Raw genomic sequence first — 17,936 nt, 5'->3', positions numbered from 1 at the left:
AACAGCACCACCAGGGCCGACGTCCGGGGACCCGCCCCGGGACTCGTGCAGCCGCACGGGACAGATGGAGCGCGCACCTTATCCGACCCATGAGGAGCTCCCGATGATCCAGCTACGCAGGCACGGAACTCTGATCCGTGCCCTCGTGCTCGCCCTGATCGCCGCGCTGGCGATCCCTCTGACCGCGACCACCGCCCGAGCCCACCCGGGGCACGGCGACGAGACCTTCAACGCGCTGGTCTTCAGCAAGACCGCCGGGTTCCGGCACGACTCGATCCCGGCCGGGATCCAGGCGATCAAGGACCTGGCCACCGCGAACGGCTTCACCGTCACCGCCACCGAGGACGCGGCGATGTTCAACGACACCGAGCTCGCGAAGTACGAGGTGGTGATCTGGCTGTCCACCACCGGTGACGTGCTCAACGCCGACCAGCAGGCGGCGTTCGAGCGCTACATCCGCGCCGGTGGTGGGTACGCCGGGGTGCACGCCGCCTCGGACACGGAGTACGACTGGCCCTGGTACGGCAAGCTCGTCGGGAGCTACTTCGACAGTCACCCGGCCGGTACGCCGAACGCGACCGTGAAGGTGGAGGACCACGCGCACCCGTCGACCGCGGGAGCGCCGACCACCTGGCCGCGGACGGACGAGTGGTACAACTACCGGACCAACCCGCGCGGCGCCGTGCACGTGCTCGCCTCGCTCGACGAGACGACGTACACCGGCGGCAACATGGGCCCGGAGCACCCGATCGCGTGGTGCCAGGACTACGAGGGCGGCCGCGCCTGGTACACCGGCATGGGCCACACCATCGAGTCGTACGCCGACCCGGTGTTCCGCGACCACCTGCTCGGCGGCATCAAGACCGCGGCCGGGGTGGAGCCCGCCGACTGCGGCGCCTCGCTGAGCGACAGCTACCAGAAGGTCACCCTGGACGACGACACGTCCAACCCGATGGAACTGGCCATCGCCGCCGACGGCCGGGTGTTCTACATCGACCGCAACGGCGCGGTGAAGATCGTCAAGACCGACGGCACTGTCCTGACCGCCGGCACCCTGAACGTCTACACCGGCCAGGAGTTCGGCCTGCTCGGCATCGCGCTCGACCCGGCGTTCGCGCAGAACGGCTTCATCTACCTGTACTACTCGCCGGCCGGCAGCGAGCCCTTCGACCGGGTCTCCCGGTTCAAGGTGAACGGCGACACCCTCGACCTGACCAGCGAGAAGCAGGTACTGCGGGTCGACACCCAGCGGGACCAGTGTTGCCACGCGGGTGGCGCGCTCGAGTTCGATGGCCAGGGCAACCTCTTCGTCGCCACCGGTGACAACAGCAACCCGTTCGACTCCGACGGCTACTCGCCCCTCGACGAGCGGGCTGGGCGCGCGGCCTGGGACTCCCAGCGCAGCGCCGCCAACAGCAACAACCTGAACGGCAAGGTGCTCCGGATTCACCCGGAGGCCGACGGCAGCTACACCGTTCCGGCCGGGAACCTGTTCCCGGCGGGGACGGAGAAGACGCGGCCGGAGATCTACGCGATGGGCTTCCGGAACCCGTTCCGGATCGGCATCGACCCGACCACCGACCACCTGTTCGTGGCGGACTACGGGCCGGATGCCGGCCAGGTCAGCCCGACGCGGGGACCCGACGGCCGGGTCGAGTGGAACATCCTGGACAAGCCGGGCTTCTACGGCTGGCCGTACTGCGTCGGCAACAACACGCCGTACAACGACTACAACTTCGAGACCGGAACGTCCGGCGCGACGTTCAACTGCGCGGCGCCGGTGAACAACTCGCCGAACAACACGGGTCTCACCCAGTTGCCGGCGGCGATCCCCGCGAACCTGTGGATGGGCAAGTCGACCACGGGTGTGCCGGAGGTCGGCGGCAGTGGCGCGCCGATGACGAGTGGAGCGTACAAGTTCGACCCGGACAGCGACTCCGACCGGAAGTGGCCGAAGTACTTCGACGGCAAGGCGGTCTGGGCCGACTGGAACGACAGCCGGCTGTTCTCGGTGCAGTTGAGCGACGACCGGACGAAGGTCGCGGACGTCTCCCGGATGCTGCAGGAGATGAGCTTCATCCGGCCGCATGCGCTGCAGTTCGGACCAGACGGCGCGCTTTACGTGATCGAGTGGGGCAGCGGGTTCGGCGGCAACAACGCGGACTCCGGCATCTACCGGATCGACTATGTGCAAGGTAATCGCGCGCCGATCGCGCAGTTCAGCACGGACAAGACGTCGGGACCGGTGCCGCTGACGGTGGCCTTCGACTCGACCGGGTCGCGTGATCCGGACGGTCAGCCGATCACCCTCGCCTGGGACTTCGACGGCAACGGGACGACGGACAGCACCGAGCCCAAGCCGTCGCACACCTACACCGCGGCCGGCGTCTTCACGGCACGGCTGACGGTGAGCGACAGCGACGGCCGGACGGCCGTGTCGAACCGCACGATCACGGCCGGGAACACCGCGCCCACGATCACGGTGGAGGCGCCAGTCGACGGTGGGTTCTTCGACTTCGGCGACACCATCAAGTACAAGGTCACTGTCACCGATCCGGAGGACGGCACGGTCGACTGCAACGACGTGGTCACCCAGCCGGCGCTCGGCCATGACGAGCACGCGCACGGGTACGAGCAGTACCACGGCTGCGAGGGGACGTTCCCGCTCCCGGGTGACGAGGGCCATGTCGGGGCGAACATCTTCGGCATCGTGACCGTCACCTACACCGACAAGGGCGCACCGGGCTCCGGCCGGATCACCACCCAGCAGGTGGTCCAGTTGCAGCCCAAGACCCGCGAGGCGGAGTACTTCGACGAGACCGGCGGCCCGGGCTCGGCCCCCGGAGTACAGGTCGAGGACACCGGTGACATCGCCGGTGGCGGGAAGAACATCGGGTTCATCGAGGACGGGGACTGGTGGGGCTGGAAGCCGACCAACCTGACCGGGATCGACCAGATCCAGTTGCGCGCGGCTTCACCTGACGCGGGTGCGACGGTGCAGGTGCGGACCGGTTCGCCGACCGACGGCCCGATCGTCGCGACGATCCAGGTGACACCCACCGGCGCCTGGCAGACGTACGCCAACTTCACCGCGCCGGTCAGCGGTGCGACGTTGGCCAGCGGCCCGTTGTACTTCGTCAAGACGACCGGGCAGCTGAACGTCAACTGGGTGAAGTTCATCGGCAAGGGCGTGACGGAGAACCAGCGTCCGGCGGTGACCATCACGGCGACACCCGTGCAAGGCAAGGCGCCTTTGAAGGTCGACTTCACCGCCGCGGCGACCGATCCCGAAGGGGACCTGCCGCTGTCCTACACGTGGAGCTTCGGTGACGGTGCCACCGCGACCGGCGCCTCCGTGAGCCACACCTACACGACGTCCGGGACTCACGTCGCGACTGCCACCGTGACGGATGCTCGCGGAGCCTCCGGTACGTCGACCGTCCAGGTGAAGGTGGACGCCACCGCTCCACCGACTTGCCTGACCGGCCGATCGGACGGCTTCGAAGGGACGGCGGTCGACACCGGACGCTGGGATTCCATTGTCCGGGGCAACCAGGAACTTGCCGTCAGCAACGGCAACCTGGTGCTGCCGCTCACCGCGACCGACATCTACGGAACTGGCAACACGGGCACACCGAACATCGTGCTCCAGCAGCTTCCGGCCGGCGCCTGGCAGGCCACGGCGAAGCTGACCCTGCCGGCCAGGCTCGCCTATCAGCAGGCCGGGTTGATCGTCTACGGCGACGACGACAACTACGCGAAGATGGTGCTGCAGGGTCGCTCGACCGGTGCACCGTCGGCGGCCGACCGGATCTTCCAGTTCATCCGCGAAGAAGCCGGTACGCCGAACGAGGTCGCCGCGTCGAACACCGCCAACCTGGGTGCAGCGTACCCGGACACGGTGTGGGTGCGGTTCAGCAGCGACGGGGCGAACCTGCGCGCGGCGTACAGCGCTGACGGTGCGACGTTCACGGACATGCCGGAGACGAAGCAGTTGGCGGGGATCTCGAACCCGAAGATCGGGCTCTTCGGGCTGACCAACCGGACCGAGGCGTTGCCGTTGTCCGCGCAGTTCGACTACTTCACCATCACCCCGGACGACACCGCCGAGGTGCCGGCCCCGGACGACCAGTTCGATGGTACTGCGCTCGACGCCTGCCGGTGGTCCGCGAGCGTGCGGCCCGACGCCACGGCGTACCGAGTGACGGGCGGAGCCATCGAAATCGACACCAGCAAGGGCGACATCTACCAGGGCACGGCGACGAACCCCCGGAACCTGTTGCTCCAGCCGGCGCCGGACGGTGACTGGACCATCGAGACGAAGGTGGACGGGTCCGCCTTCAACGAGGCCTACCAGCAGGGCGGCCTGATGGTCTACGGCGACGACGCGAACTACGTGAAGCTGGACTTCCTCACCACGAACGCCTCGGGTGGCGCCGTGACGCGGGAAATCGAGCTGCGCAGCGAGGTGAACAACGCGATCGTGCAACCGGCACCGAACGCCTCACCCGCACCCACCCAGGGTGTCTGGTACCTGCGGCTGGCCAAGAGCGGGACGACCTTCACCGGGTCGTACAGCGCGGACGGTCTGGCCTGGACAGCGCTCCCAGCCGTCACGAACACGGCGCTGAGCTCGGCGAGCTTCGGGATCTACGCCTTCGGGGTCGACCAGGTCGCGTCGAAGACGGCGAAGTTCGACTACTTCAAGCTCGTCCGGGACACGGTCGCGCCGCAGGTGAACCTGTCGGTGAACCCGTCGGCTCCGTCCGGGCAGAACGGCTGGTGGAACGACGCGGTCGTCGCGACGGCGATGGCGACCGACGACCAGCCCGGCCAGCTCTACCTGGAGCAGAAGCTCGGCGACGGGGACTGGGCCGAGTACACGGCTCCGATCACGTTCTCCGCGGACGGGACGCACACGGTCCAGGTCCGGGCGAGTGACACCGCGGGCAACGTGTCCGCGCGGGAATCCGTGACGGTCAAGATCGACCGCACCGCTCCGGAGGCGGCGGTCACCGGTCTGGCCAGTGGCGGGAAGCTCGGTGTGGCGAGCGTCGTGAACGTCGCGGCCACGGCCACGGACGCGCTCTCCGGGGTCGACTCGGTGACCCTGGCCGTCGACGGGAAGCCAGTGGCTGCCACCGGGAAACTGGATGGCGCCCTGCTCGGGCTCGGAGCCCACGAGCTGGTCGCGACGGCCAAGGACAAGGCCGGCAACACGTCCGTGACGAAGGTTCCGTTCACGGTCTTCGCCTCCTACGCGGAGGCGACCAAGCTGGTCGAGCGGTATCGGGTCGCCAGGACGGTGCCGTTGGCCACCGCCACGGTGCTGAAGAACCAGCTCGGCCTCGCCGAAGAACAGCAACGCCGTGGGAATGACCTCGCCGCCGCCGTCGCCCTGGATGTGTTCATCGCCAAGGCGCGCACGGTGTCCGACGTACCGGCCCGGACGTTGCTGACCGCTGTCGGTCTGGATCTGAAGAAGGCGCTCTGATCCGACCGATGAGACGTCACCGTGCGAGATCGCATCCTGTCCGACGCGGAGAGGCGTGCGGGAGCTTCCGTGCCCCGGGGCGGTTCGGCCCCGCCCCGGGATCCGGGAGAGCGATCTCGCGCGGTCGGCGGGGGACCGGTTCGCCGGTCCTCGTCCCCGGCGTCGCGACCTGCGCTCCGGTCGCGGCGCCGGGGGCACCACCACGCAGTACGGCAGCACTCTCGTTCAGCAGAACGCTTGTTCAGTAGCACGCCTCGAGAAGGAGTAGACCGTCATGGCTCGACCGATCACCCTGTTCACCGGCCAGTGGGCCGACCTGCCGTTCGAGGAGGTGGCCCGGCTGGCCTCCGAATGGGGGTACGAGGGGCTGGAGATCGCCTGCTGGGGTGATCATCTAGATGTCCGGAAGGCCGCCGAGGACGACGCCTACGTGCAGAACCGGCTGGACGTCCTGGAGAAGTACAACCTGAAGGTCTGGACGATCTCGAACCACCTGCTCGGCCAGGCGGTCTGCGACGACCCGATCGACAAGCGGCACCAGGCGATCCTGCCCGCGCACATCTGGGGCGACGGCGACGCCGAGGGCGTGCGGCAGCGCGCCGCCGAAGAGATGGCGACCACCGCCAGGGCGGCTCGGCGGCTCGGCGTAGACGTCGTGGTCGGCTTCACCGGATCGTCGATCTGGAAGACGGTGGCGATGTTCCCGCCGGTGCCGCCGGCCATGATCGAGGCCGGGTACCGCGACTTCGCGGACCGGTGGAACCCGATCCTCGACGTGTTCGACGAGGTCGGGGTGAAGTTCGCGCACGAGGTGCACCCGTCGGAGATCGCCTACGACTACTGGTCGACCACCGCGACGCTGGAGGCGATCGGTCACCGTGAGGCGTTCGGGCTGAACTGGGACCCGAGCCACTTCGTCTGGCAGGACCTCGACCCGGTCGGCTTCCTCTGGGACTTCAAGGACCGCATCTACCACGTCGACTGCAAGGACGCGAAGCGTCAGGTCGGCAACGGCCGCAACGGCCGGATGGGTTCCCACCTCGCCTGGGGCGACCCACGCCGCGGCTGGGACTTCGTCTCCACCGGCCACGGCGACGTCCCCTGGGAAGCCTGCTTCCGAATGCTCAACACGATCGGCTACACCGGCCCGATCTCAGTCGAATGGGAAGACGCCGGCATGGACCGCCTAGTCGGCGCCGCCGAAGCCGTCAACTTCGTCCGCTCGTTGGCCTTCGACCCGCCGACCGCCTCCTTCGACGCCGCCTTCTCTTCCTAACCACCGCTCCCGCGCCCCACCCGGCTGGCCCGCGCCCCACCCGGCTGGCCCGCGCCAGGTGAACACGCCGGTTCGCCACACGCGGGTACGCCGGTTCGCCACACGCTGGTTGGCCGTACGCCGGTACGCCGGACGGGTCGTTCCGCGACACTTGCGCGGGCGGACCGTCCGGCACGAGCGCGGGTGATTCCGCCAGGCATGAGCGGCGGGTGGTTCGCCGGGCATAGGTGCGGCTGGTTCCGGCCGGGGCGTGGGTGCGGGTGGTTTGCGGTCTCCGCTGCGTGATGGTGCTAGTCGTGCTGGGGTGCGTCAAGAGCGCTTCGCGTCCCTTCGGGATCGAAACAAGTTTCGACTCTTGACCCACCCCATCCCGACCAGGGAAGGACGCAGCTACGCGGATCCCGCGGAGGGGGCTGAGCCGGGTCCGGGGTGGTGCTTTCGGGGTGGGGTGTACCGGCGACGGAGGTGTGAGCCGGTCCGCGGTGGTGTTTCGGGGTGGGTGTACCGACCGACAGGTAGTACTGGGGTGGCCGCGGAGGTTCCAGGCGTGGGATGCCTGCCGGGGTGGGTGTGCGGCGACTACTTCCTGTCCGTCGGTACGCCTGCGGGGCCCGGGGCTGGGGTTTCGCCATGGTGGGTGGTGGTTGCGGCGATTCGGGGGATGGTGCCGGCGGGTTGTTCGACCACTGGCGGGTTGTTCGTCCCCTGGCAGGTTTGTTGGCCGGTTGGGCGGGGTTGGTCGGCGGCGTGTGGCTCGTTTCGGGGTCGGCTGGCGGGGTGTTCGCCGGCTGGCGGCTTGTAAGGCGCCAGTGGCCGAACACCGCGTCATCGGGAGGCCGATCGCCGGTCTGGGGGCCGACGGGGTGCGGTGGTGGGGACCGCGGACACCTTCTGGGGGGTGACGGCCGGTGGCGGTGCGGGTTGTGGGGGACCTCGGACACCGTGTGGGGACTTGGGACAGGTATTTCGTGTCCGAGGTCGCGACTTGGTGTCCGAGCCCCACCTTGTGCACCAGATGAGCGTCCGGATCGGACGGATCTGCTCAACCAGTGCACAAGGTGCCGGTTTCCGGGGGTCCGCTGCCCCTTCCGGGAAAGGAACACCTCGATGCTCAAGGCAAGCCAACTCCTCGAGCGTTTGGTCGGAGGAACTCCCCGAAACCTTTGTCGCCACACCCCTCAGCGGCTCCGGGATAGCTGCGTTCCTTCCCTGGTCGGGGTGGTGTGGGTCAAGAGTCGAGCTTGCTCGATCCCGAAGGGACGCGAAGCGCTCTTGACGCACGCCGGCCCGACTAGCACCATCACGCAGCCCGGGGACGCAACCACCCGCACTGATGCGGGACGCAACCACCCGCACTGGTGCGGGACGCAACCACCCGCACTGATGCGGGACGCAACCACCCGCACTGATGCGGGACGCAACCACCCGCACTGATGCGGGACGCAACCACCCGCACTGATGCGGGACGCAGCACCCCAGCCGATGCCGGAGGCAACCACCCGCACCTCAGTGATCTTCGACCCCCATCGGGTCCCCCGAGAATCCGCCTGAGAGCAGGAGGCCGCAGTGGGGCGGGCGTGAACGCGGTGGATGGTCAGAGCTCGAGGAAGCTTTCGACTGCCTGCAGCCAGAGTTCTGGTTGGTCGATGTGAGCCATGTGGCCGGCCTCTTCGAGGATGACCGGGGTTGCCGTGGGGATGAGTGCTGCGGCTTGGTCGGTGAGGTGGGCTGGGAAGGTCATGTCCTGGCGGCCGTGGAGGAGGAGCATCGGAAGGCCGAGGGTGGCGAAGCGCTCAGGGGCATCGGGGTATCGCGGCGAGGGGAGGATGCCGGCCAGGTAGGGTGCATCCCAGTCGTCGGTGAAGTGGACCTGGTCGAGCCGCTCGAGGTAGTCGTCCAGCACGGCGTCCCTCCATACGCCGGTGCGAGCACCCGCGACCGCCTCGGCACGGTTACGGTCTGGGCCTTGGAGATTGGCGGGGAGCAGAGCGGCAGCCTCCGCGTTGCGGGCGTCGCGTTCCTCCCAGCCTGAGAAGGCGTCGGGTGGGACGGGCAGGACGCTGCTGGAGGCAACAATCAGTCTCCGCACCCGGCCGGTCTTCAGGGCGAGGCGTTGCGCGATCATCCCGCCGTACGAGAAACCGAGGACGTCGGCCTGCTCGAGTTCCAGGTGGTCGAGCAGGCCGATGAGGTCGTCGATGACGAGGTCCGGGGTGTAGCGGTCGGGGCTGAGGCCACCGGTGGAGCGGCCGCAACCGCGGAGGTCCGGGAAGACGAGGTGGTGACGTGGCGCCAGGCGGATCAGCGGTTCGCGGAGGTAGGTGTGGTCCCAGCAAGGGCCGCCGTGGATCACGACCAGGGTGCGGTCGCGCGGACCGAGGGATTGGGCGACGAACAACTCGACCTCGGCGGACACCCGGATGCGATCCTCACTCAACACCCGGGTGAGTCTGGCATCTCAGCCGACAGTTTCGTTCATCAGTCCGGCGGTTTGAGCTTCCAGCCAGGGGAGAGCGGCCTGGCGGGACCAGCGGCTGACCTCGGTGGCGATGGCCACGGAGGCGGTGGGATTGCCTTCGTCCTTGGCCAGTACTGCGAGGAGGGTCAGCTGGGCGAGGGCGCCTAGGAGGTGGCCGACCTTCTGGCGGAGTTCGGTGGAGCGTTCCCACTGGGTGCGGGCGAGGGGGAGGTCGCCGGCGGTGTGGGCGTGGTCGCCCAAGTGGCGGAGGGCCAGCGAGACTAGGAGGTCGTCGCCGGATCGCTCGCCGAGTTCGAGTGCGGAGGTGTAGGCGGCGAAGGCGTCCGCAGGGAGCTCGCGGAGGTTGTCGGCGATCACTCCGGCGTAGAAGGCTGCGTGCCCGGCGCGCGCGTCGTCGGGTGCGAGGTCGCGAAGTCGCTCGACGCGCTTCCCCAGAGCTTCGGCGTCGGCGCGCTTCGCGAGGTCTTCGTCGGAACCGCCGTCGTCTGCTCCGGGCTGGAGCTCGTCGCCACCTGCTAGCAGCGCGGTCCCGTAGTCCTTCCGGAGGCGGAGGAAGTCGAGATCCCAGCCGATGATCGCGTCAGGCGACTCAGCGAGCGCTTCCTCTAGTACCGCGATGGCGTGGTCGGCGTTGGTGGTCTGTTGGGCGAAGTCCTGGTCGACGGCGACTTCGGCGAGGGCGGCGGCGACCGCCAGGCGTTCGGCGGGAGTGGCTGGGGTGACGGCCTGCAGCAAGGTGGTTGCCGTGCTCCACCTGCCTGCTCGCATCAGGGCGGTGCTGGACTCCAGTACGGGAGATAGCGCGATCTCTGCCATCGGTCTGGCCTCACTTTCGACTCGGAGAATCACTCGCGGCTTGGTGAGTCGCAGAGTATTTCGACATCGAAACTTTTGACAACAAACCTTCAGTCGCTGAATAATCCAGTGCGTGAAGGACTCGATCGACGCGCACGTCGACCTCTGGGCCCAGGAGCTCCCCGGAATGGATCTCCGGGTGGAGGGGATCGCGACCCGCCTGCAGGCGCTGGCGAAGTACCTTGACCGCAGACGGGACGCAGTACTGGCTGAGCATGGGCTGCAGTGGTGGGAGTTCAAGACGCTGCACATGCTGCGGCGGGGCGGGGCGCCGTACCAGGCGACGCCGGGGCAACTGGCAACCCAGCTCGGCCTCTCACCAGCCGCGATGACGAACCGTATCGACGCTCTCGAACGCCACGGCTACGTGGAGCGCCACCACGATCGCGACGACCGCCGCAAGGTCGTCGCCACGCTCACACCCTCGGGACTCGAGCTCTGGCAGCAGGCACTCGGCGACATCACCCAGGTGGAGGTCGACCTGGTCGGCCACCTCTCCACCTCCGACCAGGACAGCCTCATCACCCTCCTCCGCAGCCTGATGTTGGCGACCGAATCGGCGCCTCGCTGAGAACCGCACCAGCCTCGCTGAAATTCGCAGCCCAGAAATGTAAAGGCGGGCGGGCCGGCTCCGACGTACCTGTGAAAGCGCCCGAGCGGGAGGCGCCCATCGGTAGGAGTGCGGAGTCATGGAAGCGCTGAGTGTGATCGTGAACAGCAAGATCGTCGCCGGCGACACCCGTCGGTCCGTCGCTGGGGACCTGCCGTTCGACCGGCCGAGGCGTCACCCGTTGCGCGCTGTCCGGCGGAGGCTCAGCCGACGCGCAGTAGCGGCGAGTCAGGGAGTCGGTCGCCCCCGGCTCGTGGCACAGTCTTCTGGTGACTGAACGGACGAGTGATGACCAAGTAGGTGTCCTGCTCGCGGCGTACGACGAGCAGCTCCGCGGCGGGAGTGAAGCCGCGGACGTGCCGACGAGTACCGACGGACCGCTGATCCGGGTCGAGTACCCCGGGCGCGGGTTCGTCAGCTATCGCTCCCTCGAGGGGATCGACGGCGCTGAGCTGGACGCGCTGATCGCCCGCCAGCGGGACTACTTCGCGGCCAAGGGCGAGCCCGTCGAGTGGAAGACGCGGGGACACGACCAGCCGGCTGATCTGACCGACCGGCTGGTCGCGGCCGGCTTCTTGCCGGAGGAGCGCGAAACGGTCGTGATCGCGGAGAGCGCTCATGTCGTGGAGCGCCTGAGCGGCCGCGACTCCGTGGACGGCGTCACCATCCGCCGGACCACCGAGCGGGCCGACTTCGAGCGCATCGCAGCGATGGAGTCGACCGTCTGGAGCCAGAACTGGTCCTGGCTCGCCGACGACCTCGTACGCCGCCAGGCCACCGGGCTGACCGACGTCTTCGTGGCGGAGGCGGACGACGAGGTGGTCTCGGCCGCCTGGGCCGTCTACAAGAAGAACACCGACTTCACCGGGCTGTGGGGCGGGTCCACCCTCGCCGAGTGGCGAGGCAAGGGCATCTACAAGGCACTCGTCGCGGTCCGTGCCGCCCGGGCCGTGGAACTCGGCTACAAATACCTGCAGGTAGACGCGTCCGACGACAGTTCGCCGATCCTCCAGCGCCTGGGATTCGTCGCGGTCACCACGACCACGCCGTACGTTTACACGCCTGCTAGCTGATACACAGGTGCCATGCACCAACTCCGCGCGCTGGGGATTTCCGCCGAGGCCGAGGCGATCTACCTCGACCTGATGGCGCGCGGAGCGCTGAGTATCGAGGAGGTCGCTGACGGTGCGCCGGGATCGGTGGACGGGCCGTTGGACGAGCTGGCCGCGGTCGCCCTGATCGAGCGGTCCGACGGCAAGGTGTTGCCGCAGCCCCCGCATCTCGCGATGGAAGCGCTCGCCCAGCGGCATACGAAAGAGGCCGATCTCGCCCGGGAGAGCGCTGCCCTGCTCTCCGAGCTGTGGACCGCCGGCATCGGGCAGCAGACCTATGTCGAGTTGCTGCCGTCGGCAGAGACGGCGTGGTCGGTGCTCGGCCACGTGCAGGTCGATGCCCGTGAGCGGGTGCGGGCGATGACCGTTGGCAACCAGGCGTCGCCGCAGCACCGGATCGTGGACGGCCTGTTCGACGCCCTCGCCCGCGGCGTGTCGTACGAGGTGATCTACGGGACCCAGGTGCTCCAGGATTCGGAGGCGCTGCGGAAGGTGCAGCTGTGCGTCGACGCTGGGGAGCAGGCGCGGGTCTTCCCGCAGGTGCCGCTCAACCTGACCATCGTCGACGACCGCTGGGCCTTGGTCTCCGCGCGCACGACGGTCGGCGGGATCACCAGTACCGCGGCGATGGTGGTGCATCATTCGCCGTTCCTGACCGGTCTCGTCGGGGTGTTCGACGCGTTCTGGCGGATGGCGGTCCCGATCACCAGCGGGACAGAGCCGAGCGACGTGACGGGCGCGCCCTCGCTGGAGACGAAGCGGTTGCTGACCTACTTGAGCGCGGGGCTGACCGATGAGTCGATCGCTCGGGAGTTCGGAGTCAGCGAGCGGACCATCGCCCGCCGGATCAGCCGTCTGCAGGAGACCCTGGGCGCCCAGACCCGCTTCCAGCTCGGAGTACAGGCCTCTCGTCAGCAGTGGCTGTAGCTCGGATCTGGTGGTTGGGTAGGCCGTGTCGAGATCGGGAAGTCGGCTCCGACGTTGCTGATAGGCGACCCCGGTATGGAGTCGCAAACGACGGATCAGAAGGAGCGGGACCGATGAAGTACATGCTGCTCATGCACGCGAACAAGCAGGGCTGGGACGACATGCCCAAGACCTGGTCGCAGCAGGACCTCGAGGTGATGGTCAAGTACATGCGCGAGCTGGACCAGGACCTGAAGGACTCGGGCGAGCTGGTCGAGACGCGCGGCCTCGCCGGGCCCGACCAGATGAAGACCCTGCAGGCCCAGGAGGATGGCGAGCCGATCATCACCGACGGGCCCTTCAGCGAGACCAAGGAGGTGCTGGCCGGCTACTGGGTCGTCGACGTCGCCTCCGAGGCGCGCGTCCTGGAACTGGCCGAGCACATCTCCCGCACCCCCGGTCCTGGCGGCCTCCCGGTCAACCAGGCCGTGGAAATCCACCCCGAAGGCGTAGCCCCCGCCTGACCACACACCCATCCCGGTGCCGCCACCTCGCCTCGCCACCCGTACGCCGGTGAGGTGGGCGGTGCCCTCGGGAGCCGTCGCCGACCGACGCTGAAGCCCTCGGAGAGCGCTCTGGCGCCTACTCGGAGCGGAGCTTCTGCAGGATCAGGTCGGCGACGGCAGCCATCCCCGCGGCGTTCGGGTGGTACGGCGCGGCGCCGGGGCGCAGGGTGAATCCGGTGGTCCACGGCTCGGCCGAACCGATCGCGTGCTCTCTGCTTGCAGCCGAAGCGGCGATCAGATCCGCGCCGGTCTTCTCGGCGGCAGTCGCGAAAGCACCAGCAAGCCCGTCCGCGATGAAGCCGATGCTCGGGAGTTGCTCCTCGTTCAGCGGTACGTCGAGCCGCGGCCGGGTGGCCGGCCCGACCAGCGTCAGGTAGTCGACCAGCAGGATCCGGCTCTGGGGAGCGCGTTCCCGGATCCTCGTCACGACCTCCGCCAGCGAGGCGGCAGCCGCGTCGTACTCCGACTGCGCCTTCAGGTAGCTGACCCGGGCCCGGATCCGGTTGGCGACGCGGCGGCCGAGCAGCGTGGCCGGCTTGGCGAGGGTGTTCATCATGCTGCCGCGCAGGAACGTGCCGATGTACTCGAGGTCGTTGCCCCCGGCAGTGATCGTGACCAGCCGGGTCTCGGGACCGATAGCCTCGACCTGCGGAGCGGCCCCGTCCTGCGGCTCGGACAGCAGGTTCGCCGTCGTGGCACCGGAGTACGTGACGTCCACCAACCGCAAGTCGAGCGCCTCGGCCACCAGATGCGCGTAGTTCCGCTCCGAACGCCCGGCGGCCTTGTCGACCAGCGGCTTGATGCCGGGACCCGCCGCGAACGAACTGCCCATCGCGACATAGAGACTGCCAGGTGAGATCACCGAACAGAACCTATCCCGCCCCGCCAGGATGAGCGAACGCCCCTCACAGCCGAACGACCCTGACGAGAACGGCTCCTCCATACGTGGCGTTCGCGGGCGGGCCGGCTCTCGGCGCCGAGCACGCTTCGGGGTGGGTACCGGGAGGCTGGGCGACAACTCACCGCAGGAGGAGCCATGCAGAGCAGAGCGAGGGCGGCCGGGCACAGCATCCACCCGGTCCTGATCGTCTATCCGCTGGGGCTGTTGACCACGGCGGTGGTGTTCGACATCTTGGGGCTGATCACAGACCGGCCCGGCTTCGCCGTCGCGGCGGCGTACACGATGGCCGCGGGGCTGATCGGCGGCGTGGTGGCCGGCGTGTTCGGACTGGTCGACTGGCTTTCGGTGCCGAAAGGGACGCGAGCCCGCCGGGTCGGGGCGCTGCACGGCCTGACGAACGTTGTGATGCTCATGCTCTTCACCGTCAGCTGGTTCGTTCGCAACGGCCACGACAACTGGGAACCGGGGTGGCTGGCCGTCGTGCTCGGCTTGGTCGGGGTGCTGCTCAGCGGTATCGCCGGCTGGCTGGGCGGTGAGTTGGTCGAGCGGCTGGCGATCGGCGTGCACGAGGGTGCCCATCCCAACGCGCCCAGCTCCCTGAGCGGCTGGCCGGCGAGCCCCCCAAGTGACCGTGCCCGCGGCTGACCGGCCTCGTCACTGAAGCGCATCGCGGACCGGCTGACCGGCCTCGGCGGCCCGTCGTCAGCTCACCGGGCTGGGGCGGCATACTCGCGGGGTGACTGATGTGTTCGGGAGTGGTGGGATTCGGGAGCGGGTGCTGGCCGGGTGGGTGGCGGCGCCTGTTCGGTTCCGGGAGGATGCCAACGCCGAGGAGGATCTGGCGCTCGGTGGGTATCTGGACCGGGTGGTGGTCGAGCTCGCCCAGAACGCGGCGGATGCGGCCGCGAGGGCCGGGGTGCCCGGGCGGGTGCGGCTCTCGTTCCGGGACGGGACGCTTGTCGTCGCGAACACCGGTACGCCGTTGTCGGCCGAGGGGGTCGAGTCGCTGGCCACGTTGCGGGCGTCGGCCAAGCGGGACGACGCGGAGAGCGCTGTCGGGCGGTTCGGCGTCGGGTTCTCGGCCGTGCTGGCGGTGACTGACGAGCCGGTGATCCTGTCCCGCACCGGTGGTGTCCGGTTCTCACGGGCCGACACCGCAGCCGCTGTCGCCGAAGCGGGCCTGCAGTCGCCCGGCCTCGAGACGGAACTCCGCCGGCGCGACGGCCAAGTGCCCGTACTGCGCCTCCCGTTCACGGCGGAAGGTGAACCGCCGGAGGGTTACGACACCGCGGTGATCCTGCCGCTGCGCGACGAGGCGGCCGCGGAGCTGGTCCGGCGGTTGCTCGACGAGGCGGATGACGCGCTGCTGCTGGCACTGCCCGGTCTCGAGCGGATCGAGATCGAGGTGGACGGCTCGGTACGCGTTCTCACGGACGCGGAGTCGCGGTGGTACGTGCAGCGGGCCGCTGGGATCCTCGACGAGAACGACAGAGAGCGTTTGCTCGCGGATCGCCCGACCGAGGAACGCTCCCGGCCCTTCTGGTCGGTGCTCTGGGCTCTACCGCGGGACGCGGACACGCAACCGCCGCGCACAGTCCACGCGCCGACGCCGACCGACGAACCGTTGTCGCTGCCGGCGTTGCTGTTGGCAACTTTCCCGCTCGACCCCTCGCGCCGGCACGTCGCGCAGGGACCGTTGACCGACCGGCTCGTGCAGGAGGCCGCGTCCGCCTATGCCGAGCTCCTGCGCACCCGCGCCGAAGACGGCGCCGATGTCCTCCCGCTGGTCCCCACCGGCCTCGCCGCCGGTGCACTCGACCGGGCTCTCCGCGAGCTGATCCTGACCGAGCTCCCCGGTATTCCGCTGCTGCCCGCGGTCGAGGACGGCGCGCTGCTCAAGCCTCGCGATGCCGTCGTGGTCGAGGGCTCCGACGACGCGTTCAACACCGTTCTCGCCCCGATCGTCGGTGGCCTGATCAGGTCGGCCCGCCAAGACCGGACCGCCCTGGACGCGTTGGCTGTTCGCCGTCTTGACCTTGCGGAACTGGTGGATCAGCTCGGCGCGGCGGCAGAAGCCGAATCACCCGAGTGGTGGCGTGAGGTCTACGCCGCGATCTCTGCCATGGTCACGGATCCCTTGCTCCGTGAGTCTCTCGGCACCCTTCCCGTCCCGTTGGCGGACGGACGGCTCGTCCGCGGAGTCCGTGGCCTGCTCCTGCCCGGCCACGAACTGCCTGCCGGAGTACTGGCGACCTTCGGCGAATACGGCGTACGCGTCGTGCATCCGGCTGCGGTGCACCCGTCGCTGGAGAGGCTGGGAGCGCTCTCCATTTCCCCGCGGGCGTTGCTCGAGGACAGCGCCGTGCGTACCGCGGTCGAGCATTCCGGCGAGGCCGATGACCCCGATGCGATCGCCGCGGCCGTCCTCGCCGTGGTCGCGGCCGATCCTTCCTATGCGGACGGCCTGTGGTGGCTCAACGACCTCGTACTGCGGGACGCCGACGGCGAGCTGGTCCCGGCGAACGCGCTGGTGATTCCCGGGTCGGACGCTGAGTCCGTGCTCGACGACGAGGAGGTTGCGCCGATCGATCGCGCGATCGTCGAGCGGTTCGGAATCCCCGCGGTCGAGGCTGTCGGCGTACTGCGCTCGCTGGGAACGGTGTCGGCGTCCGACGTCGCGCTCGACGAGTTGCCGGAGGCCATGGCGGATCTGGACGGGATCCAGGACTGGGCGTACGACATTGCGCCGGACGGGTCGCGGTTCGGCGCGACCGTGGGGGAGGTGGCGGCGGTACGCGATCTCGACTGGATCGTGGACGACGCCTGGCCGCGAGTGCTCGAGATCCTCGGCTCGTCCCCGGAGCTTCGTCGCGCGCTGGTCGAACCGGTGCGCGTGGTCGGCCCGGACGACCGGCCGCACGGCGCTCCGTCGTACACGGCGTGGTGGATCAGAGAGCGCGTTCTGCTGCCGGACGGTGAACCGCTGGCCGGCCGGGCGGATCCCGGGGCAGACCCCGTCCTCGCGAACTTCCTCGATCGGGCGCCGGAGTGGAGTGCACGGCTGGACCCGGGCGTGCGCACGGCAGTGGGCCTCGTCAAGGAGGTCGGCGACCTCGATTCCGAAGGGGTCGGGCTGCTGCTCGACCGGCTCGCGGATCCGGAGCGGGTGGTCGAGGAGAGCGCGATCTTGCGTCTCTGGAGTCAACTCGGATCGTTGACGGCCTATCCTGCGCAGACGCCGGAGCGAGTCCGCGTGCTCGGGACCGGGGGAGCGACCCGCGTGGTCGCGGCAAGCGGCGCGGTGGTCGCGGATGCGCCAATGTGGTTGCAGCGCGAGGATCTCGGCGGATTCGTGGTCGCGTCCGGGGTGGTCGCCGACGGGCTGAGCGACCTGCTCGACGTACCGATGGCGCAGGAAGTGGCCGCAGGCAAGATCGATGGCGAGGGAACCGCGGCCGACGTACCGGACATCGTGCGGGAACTGGTGCCCGAGGTTCCGGACGTCTGGTGGGAGCACGAGGAGCTGACCGTCGACGGCGCAGAGGTCTCCTGGTGGGTTGACGAGGAAGGCGAACCGCACGCCGCGACCTTCAACGGACTGGCGAAGGCGTTGGCCTGGTCGGCCGGCCGCTGGGACCAGCGCCATGCGATCCTTGCCATCCTCAACGATCCCGCCCGCGCCTCCCAACTCCGCATCGACGCGACCTTCGACCACCCGGCCACGCCGCCCGACTGAA

Annotated in this window: 11 protein-coding genes; 8 read left to right on the top strand and 3 right to left on the bottom strand. The window is 69.0% G+C overall.

Annotated elements, in window-relative coordinates:
* Window positions 1–103 precede the first annotated feature (103 nt).
* Together EV644_RS13950 and EV644_RS13945 are read left to right on the top strand one after the other, a co-directional pair.
* Window positions 104–5,494, top strand: coding sequence for a ThuA domain-containing protein (locus tag EV644_RS13950; RefSeq protein ID WP_132188673.1), 5,391 nt, complete (start codon window positions 104–106; stop codon window positions 5,492–5,494).
* A gap of 274 nt (window positions 5,495–5,768) precedes the next feature.
* Window positions 5,769–6,770 carry a sugar phosphate isomerase/epimerase family protein gene (locus EV644_RS13945; RefSeq protein ID WP_132188672.1) on the top strand — a complete coding sequence of 334 codons (1,002 nt, stop codon included), beginning with the start codon at window positions 5,769–5,771 and terminating at the stop codon, window positions 6,768–6,770.
* 1,594 nt (window positions 6,771–8,364) lie between these two features.
* On the opposite strand, the gene EV644_RS13940 is transcribed toward EV644_RS13945, so the two are convergent.
* Window positions 8,365–9,210 carry an alpha/beta fold hydrolase gene (locus EV644_RS13940; RefSeq protein ID WP_132188671.1) on the bottom strand — a complete coding sequence of 282 codons (846 nt, stop codon included), beginning with the start codon at window positions 9,208–9,210 and terminating at the stop codon, window positions 8,365–8,367.
* An 18-nt stretch (window positions 9,211–9,228) separates the two neighbouring features.
* Window positions 9,229–10,065 carry a hypothetical protein gene (locus EV644_RS13935; RefSeq protein ID WP_132188670.1) on the bottom strand — a complete coding sequence of 279 codons (837 nt, stop codon included), beginning with the start codon at window positions 10,063–10,065 and terminating at the stop codon, window positions 9,229–9,231.
* A gap of 112 nt (window positions 10,066–10,177) precedes the next feature.
* On the opposite strand from EV644_RS13935, the gene EV644_RS13930 reads away from it, so the two are divergent.
* The 4 genes from EV644_RS13930 (at window position 10,178) to EV644_RS13915 (ending at window position 13,256) form a co-directional block, all read left to right on the top strand.
* On the top strand, window positions 10,178–10,675 hold the full coding sequence (locus EV644_RS13930; RefSeq protein ID WP_132188669.1) for a MarR family winged helix-turn-helix transcriptional regulator: 498 nt from the start codon (window positions 10,178–10,180) through the stop codon (window positions 10,673–10,675).
* 308 nt (window positions 10,676–10,983) lie between these two features.
* Window positions 10,984–11,787, top strand: coding sequence for a GNAT family N-acetyltransferase (locus tag EV644_RS13925; RefSeq protein WP_132188668.1), 804 nt, complete (start codon window positions 10,984–10,986; stop codon window positions 11,785–11,787).
* 12 nt (window positions 11,788–11,799) lie between these two features.
* Window positions 11,800–12,753 (top strand): helix-turn-helix domain-containing protein, encoded by a 954-nt coding sequence (locus EV644_RS13920; RefSeq protein WP_132188667.1) that lies wholly within the window; start codon window positions 11,800–11,802, stop codon window positions 12,751–12,753.
* 113 nt (window positions 12,754–12,866) lie between these two features.
* Window positions 12,867–13,256, top strand: coding sequence for a YciI family protein (locus EV644_RS13915; protein ID WP_132188666.1), 390 nt, complete (start codon window positions 12,867–12,869; stop codon window positions 13,254–13,256).
* 118 nt (window positions 13,257–13,374) lie between these two features.
* On the opposite strand, the gene EV644_RS13910 is transcribed toward EV644_RS13915, so the two are convergent.
* Window positions 13,375–14,160, bottom strand: a complete 786-nt coding sequence (locus tag EV644_RS13910) for an SGNH/GDSL hydrolase family protein (RefSeq protein WP_199239802.1) — start codon at window positions 14,158–14,160, stop codon at window positions 13,375–13,377.
* Window positions 14,161–14,334: 174 nt separating this feature from the next.
* Between EV644_RS13910 and EV644_RS13905 the strand changes: the two genes are divergently transcribed.
* Complete coding sequence (locus EV644_RS13905; RefSeq protein ID WP_132188664.1) at window positions 14,335–14,844, top strand: DUF2231 domain-containing protein; 510 nt, start codon at window positions 14,335–14,337, stop codon at window positions 14,842–14,844.
* Between the two features lie 91 nt (window positions 14,845–14,935).
* Window positions 14,936–17,935: a sacsin N-terminal ATP-binding-like domain-containing protein gene (locus EV644_RS13900; protein WP_132188663.1), complete on the top strand. Its 3,000-nt coding sequence runs from the start codon at window positions 14,936–14,938 to the stop codon at window positions 17,933–17,935.
* Window position 17,936 lies beyond the last annotated feature (1 nt).

Origin of the sequence: Kribbella orskensis, assembly GCF_004342085.1 — a bacterium.
Classification (GTDB): domain Bacteria; phylum Actinomycetota; class Actinomycetes; order Propionibacteriales; family Kribbellaceae; genus Kribbella; species Kribbella orskensis.
The sequence above is the reverse complement of the archived record's forward strand: the minus strand, read 5'-3'. Positions and strand labels throughout refer to the sequence as shown.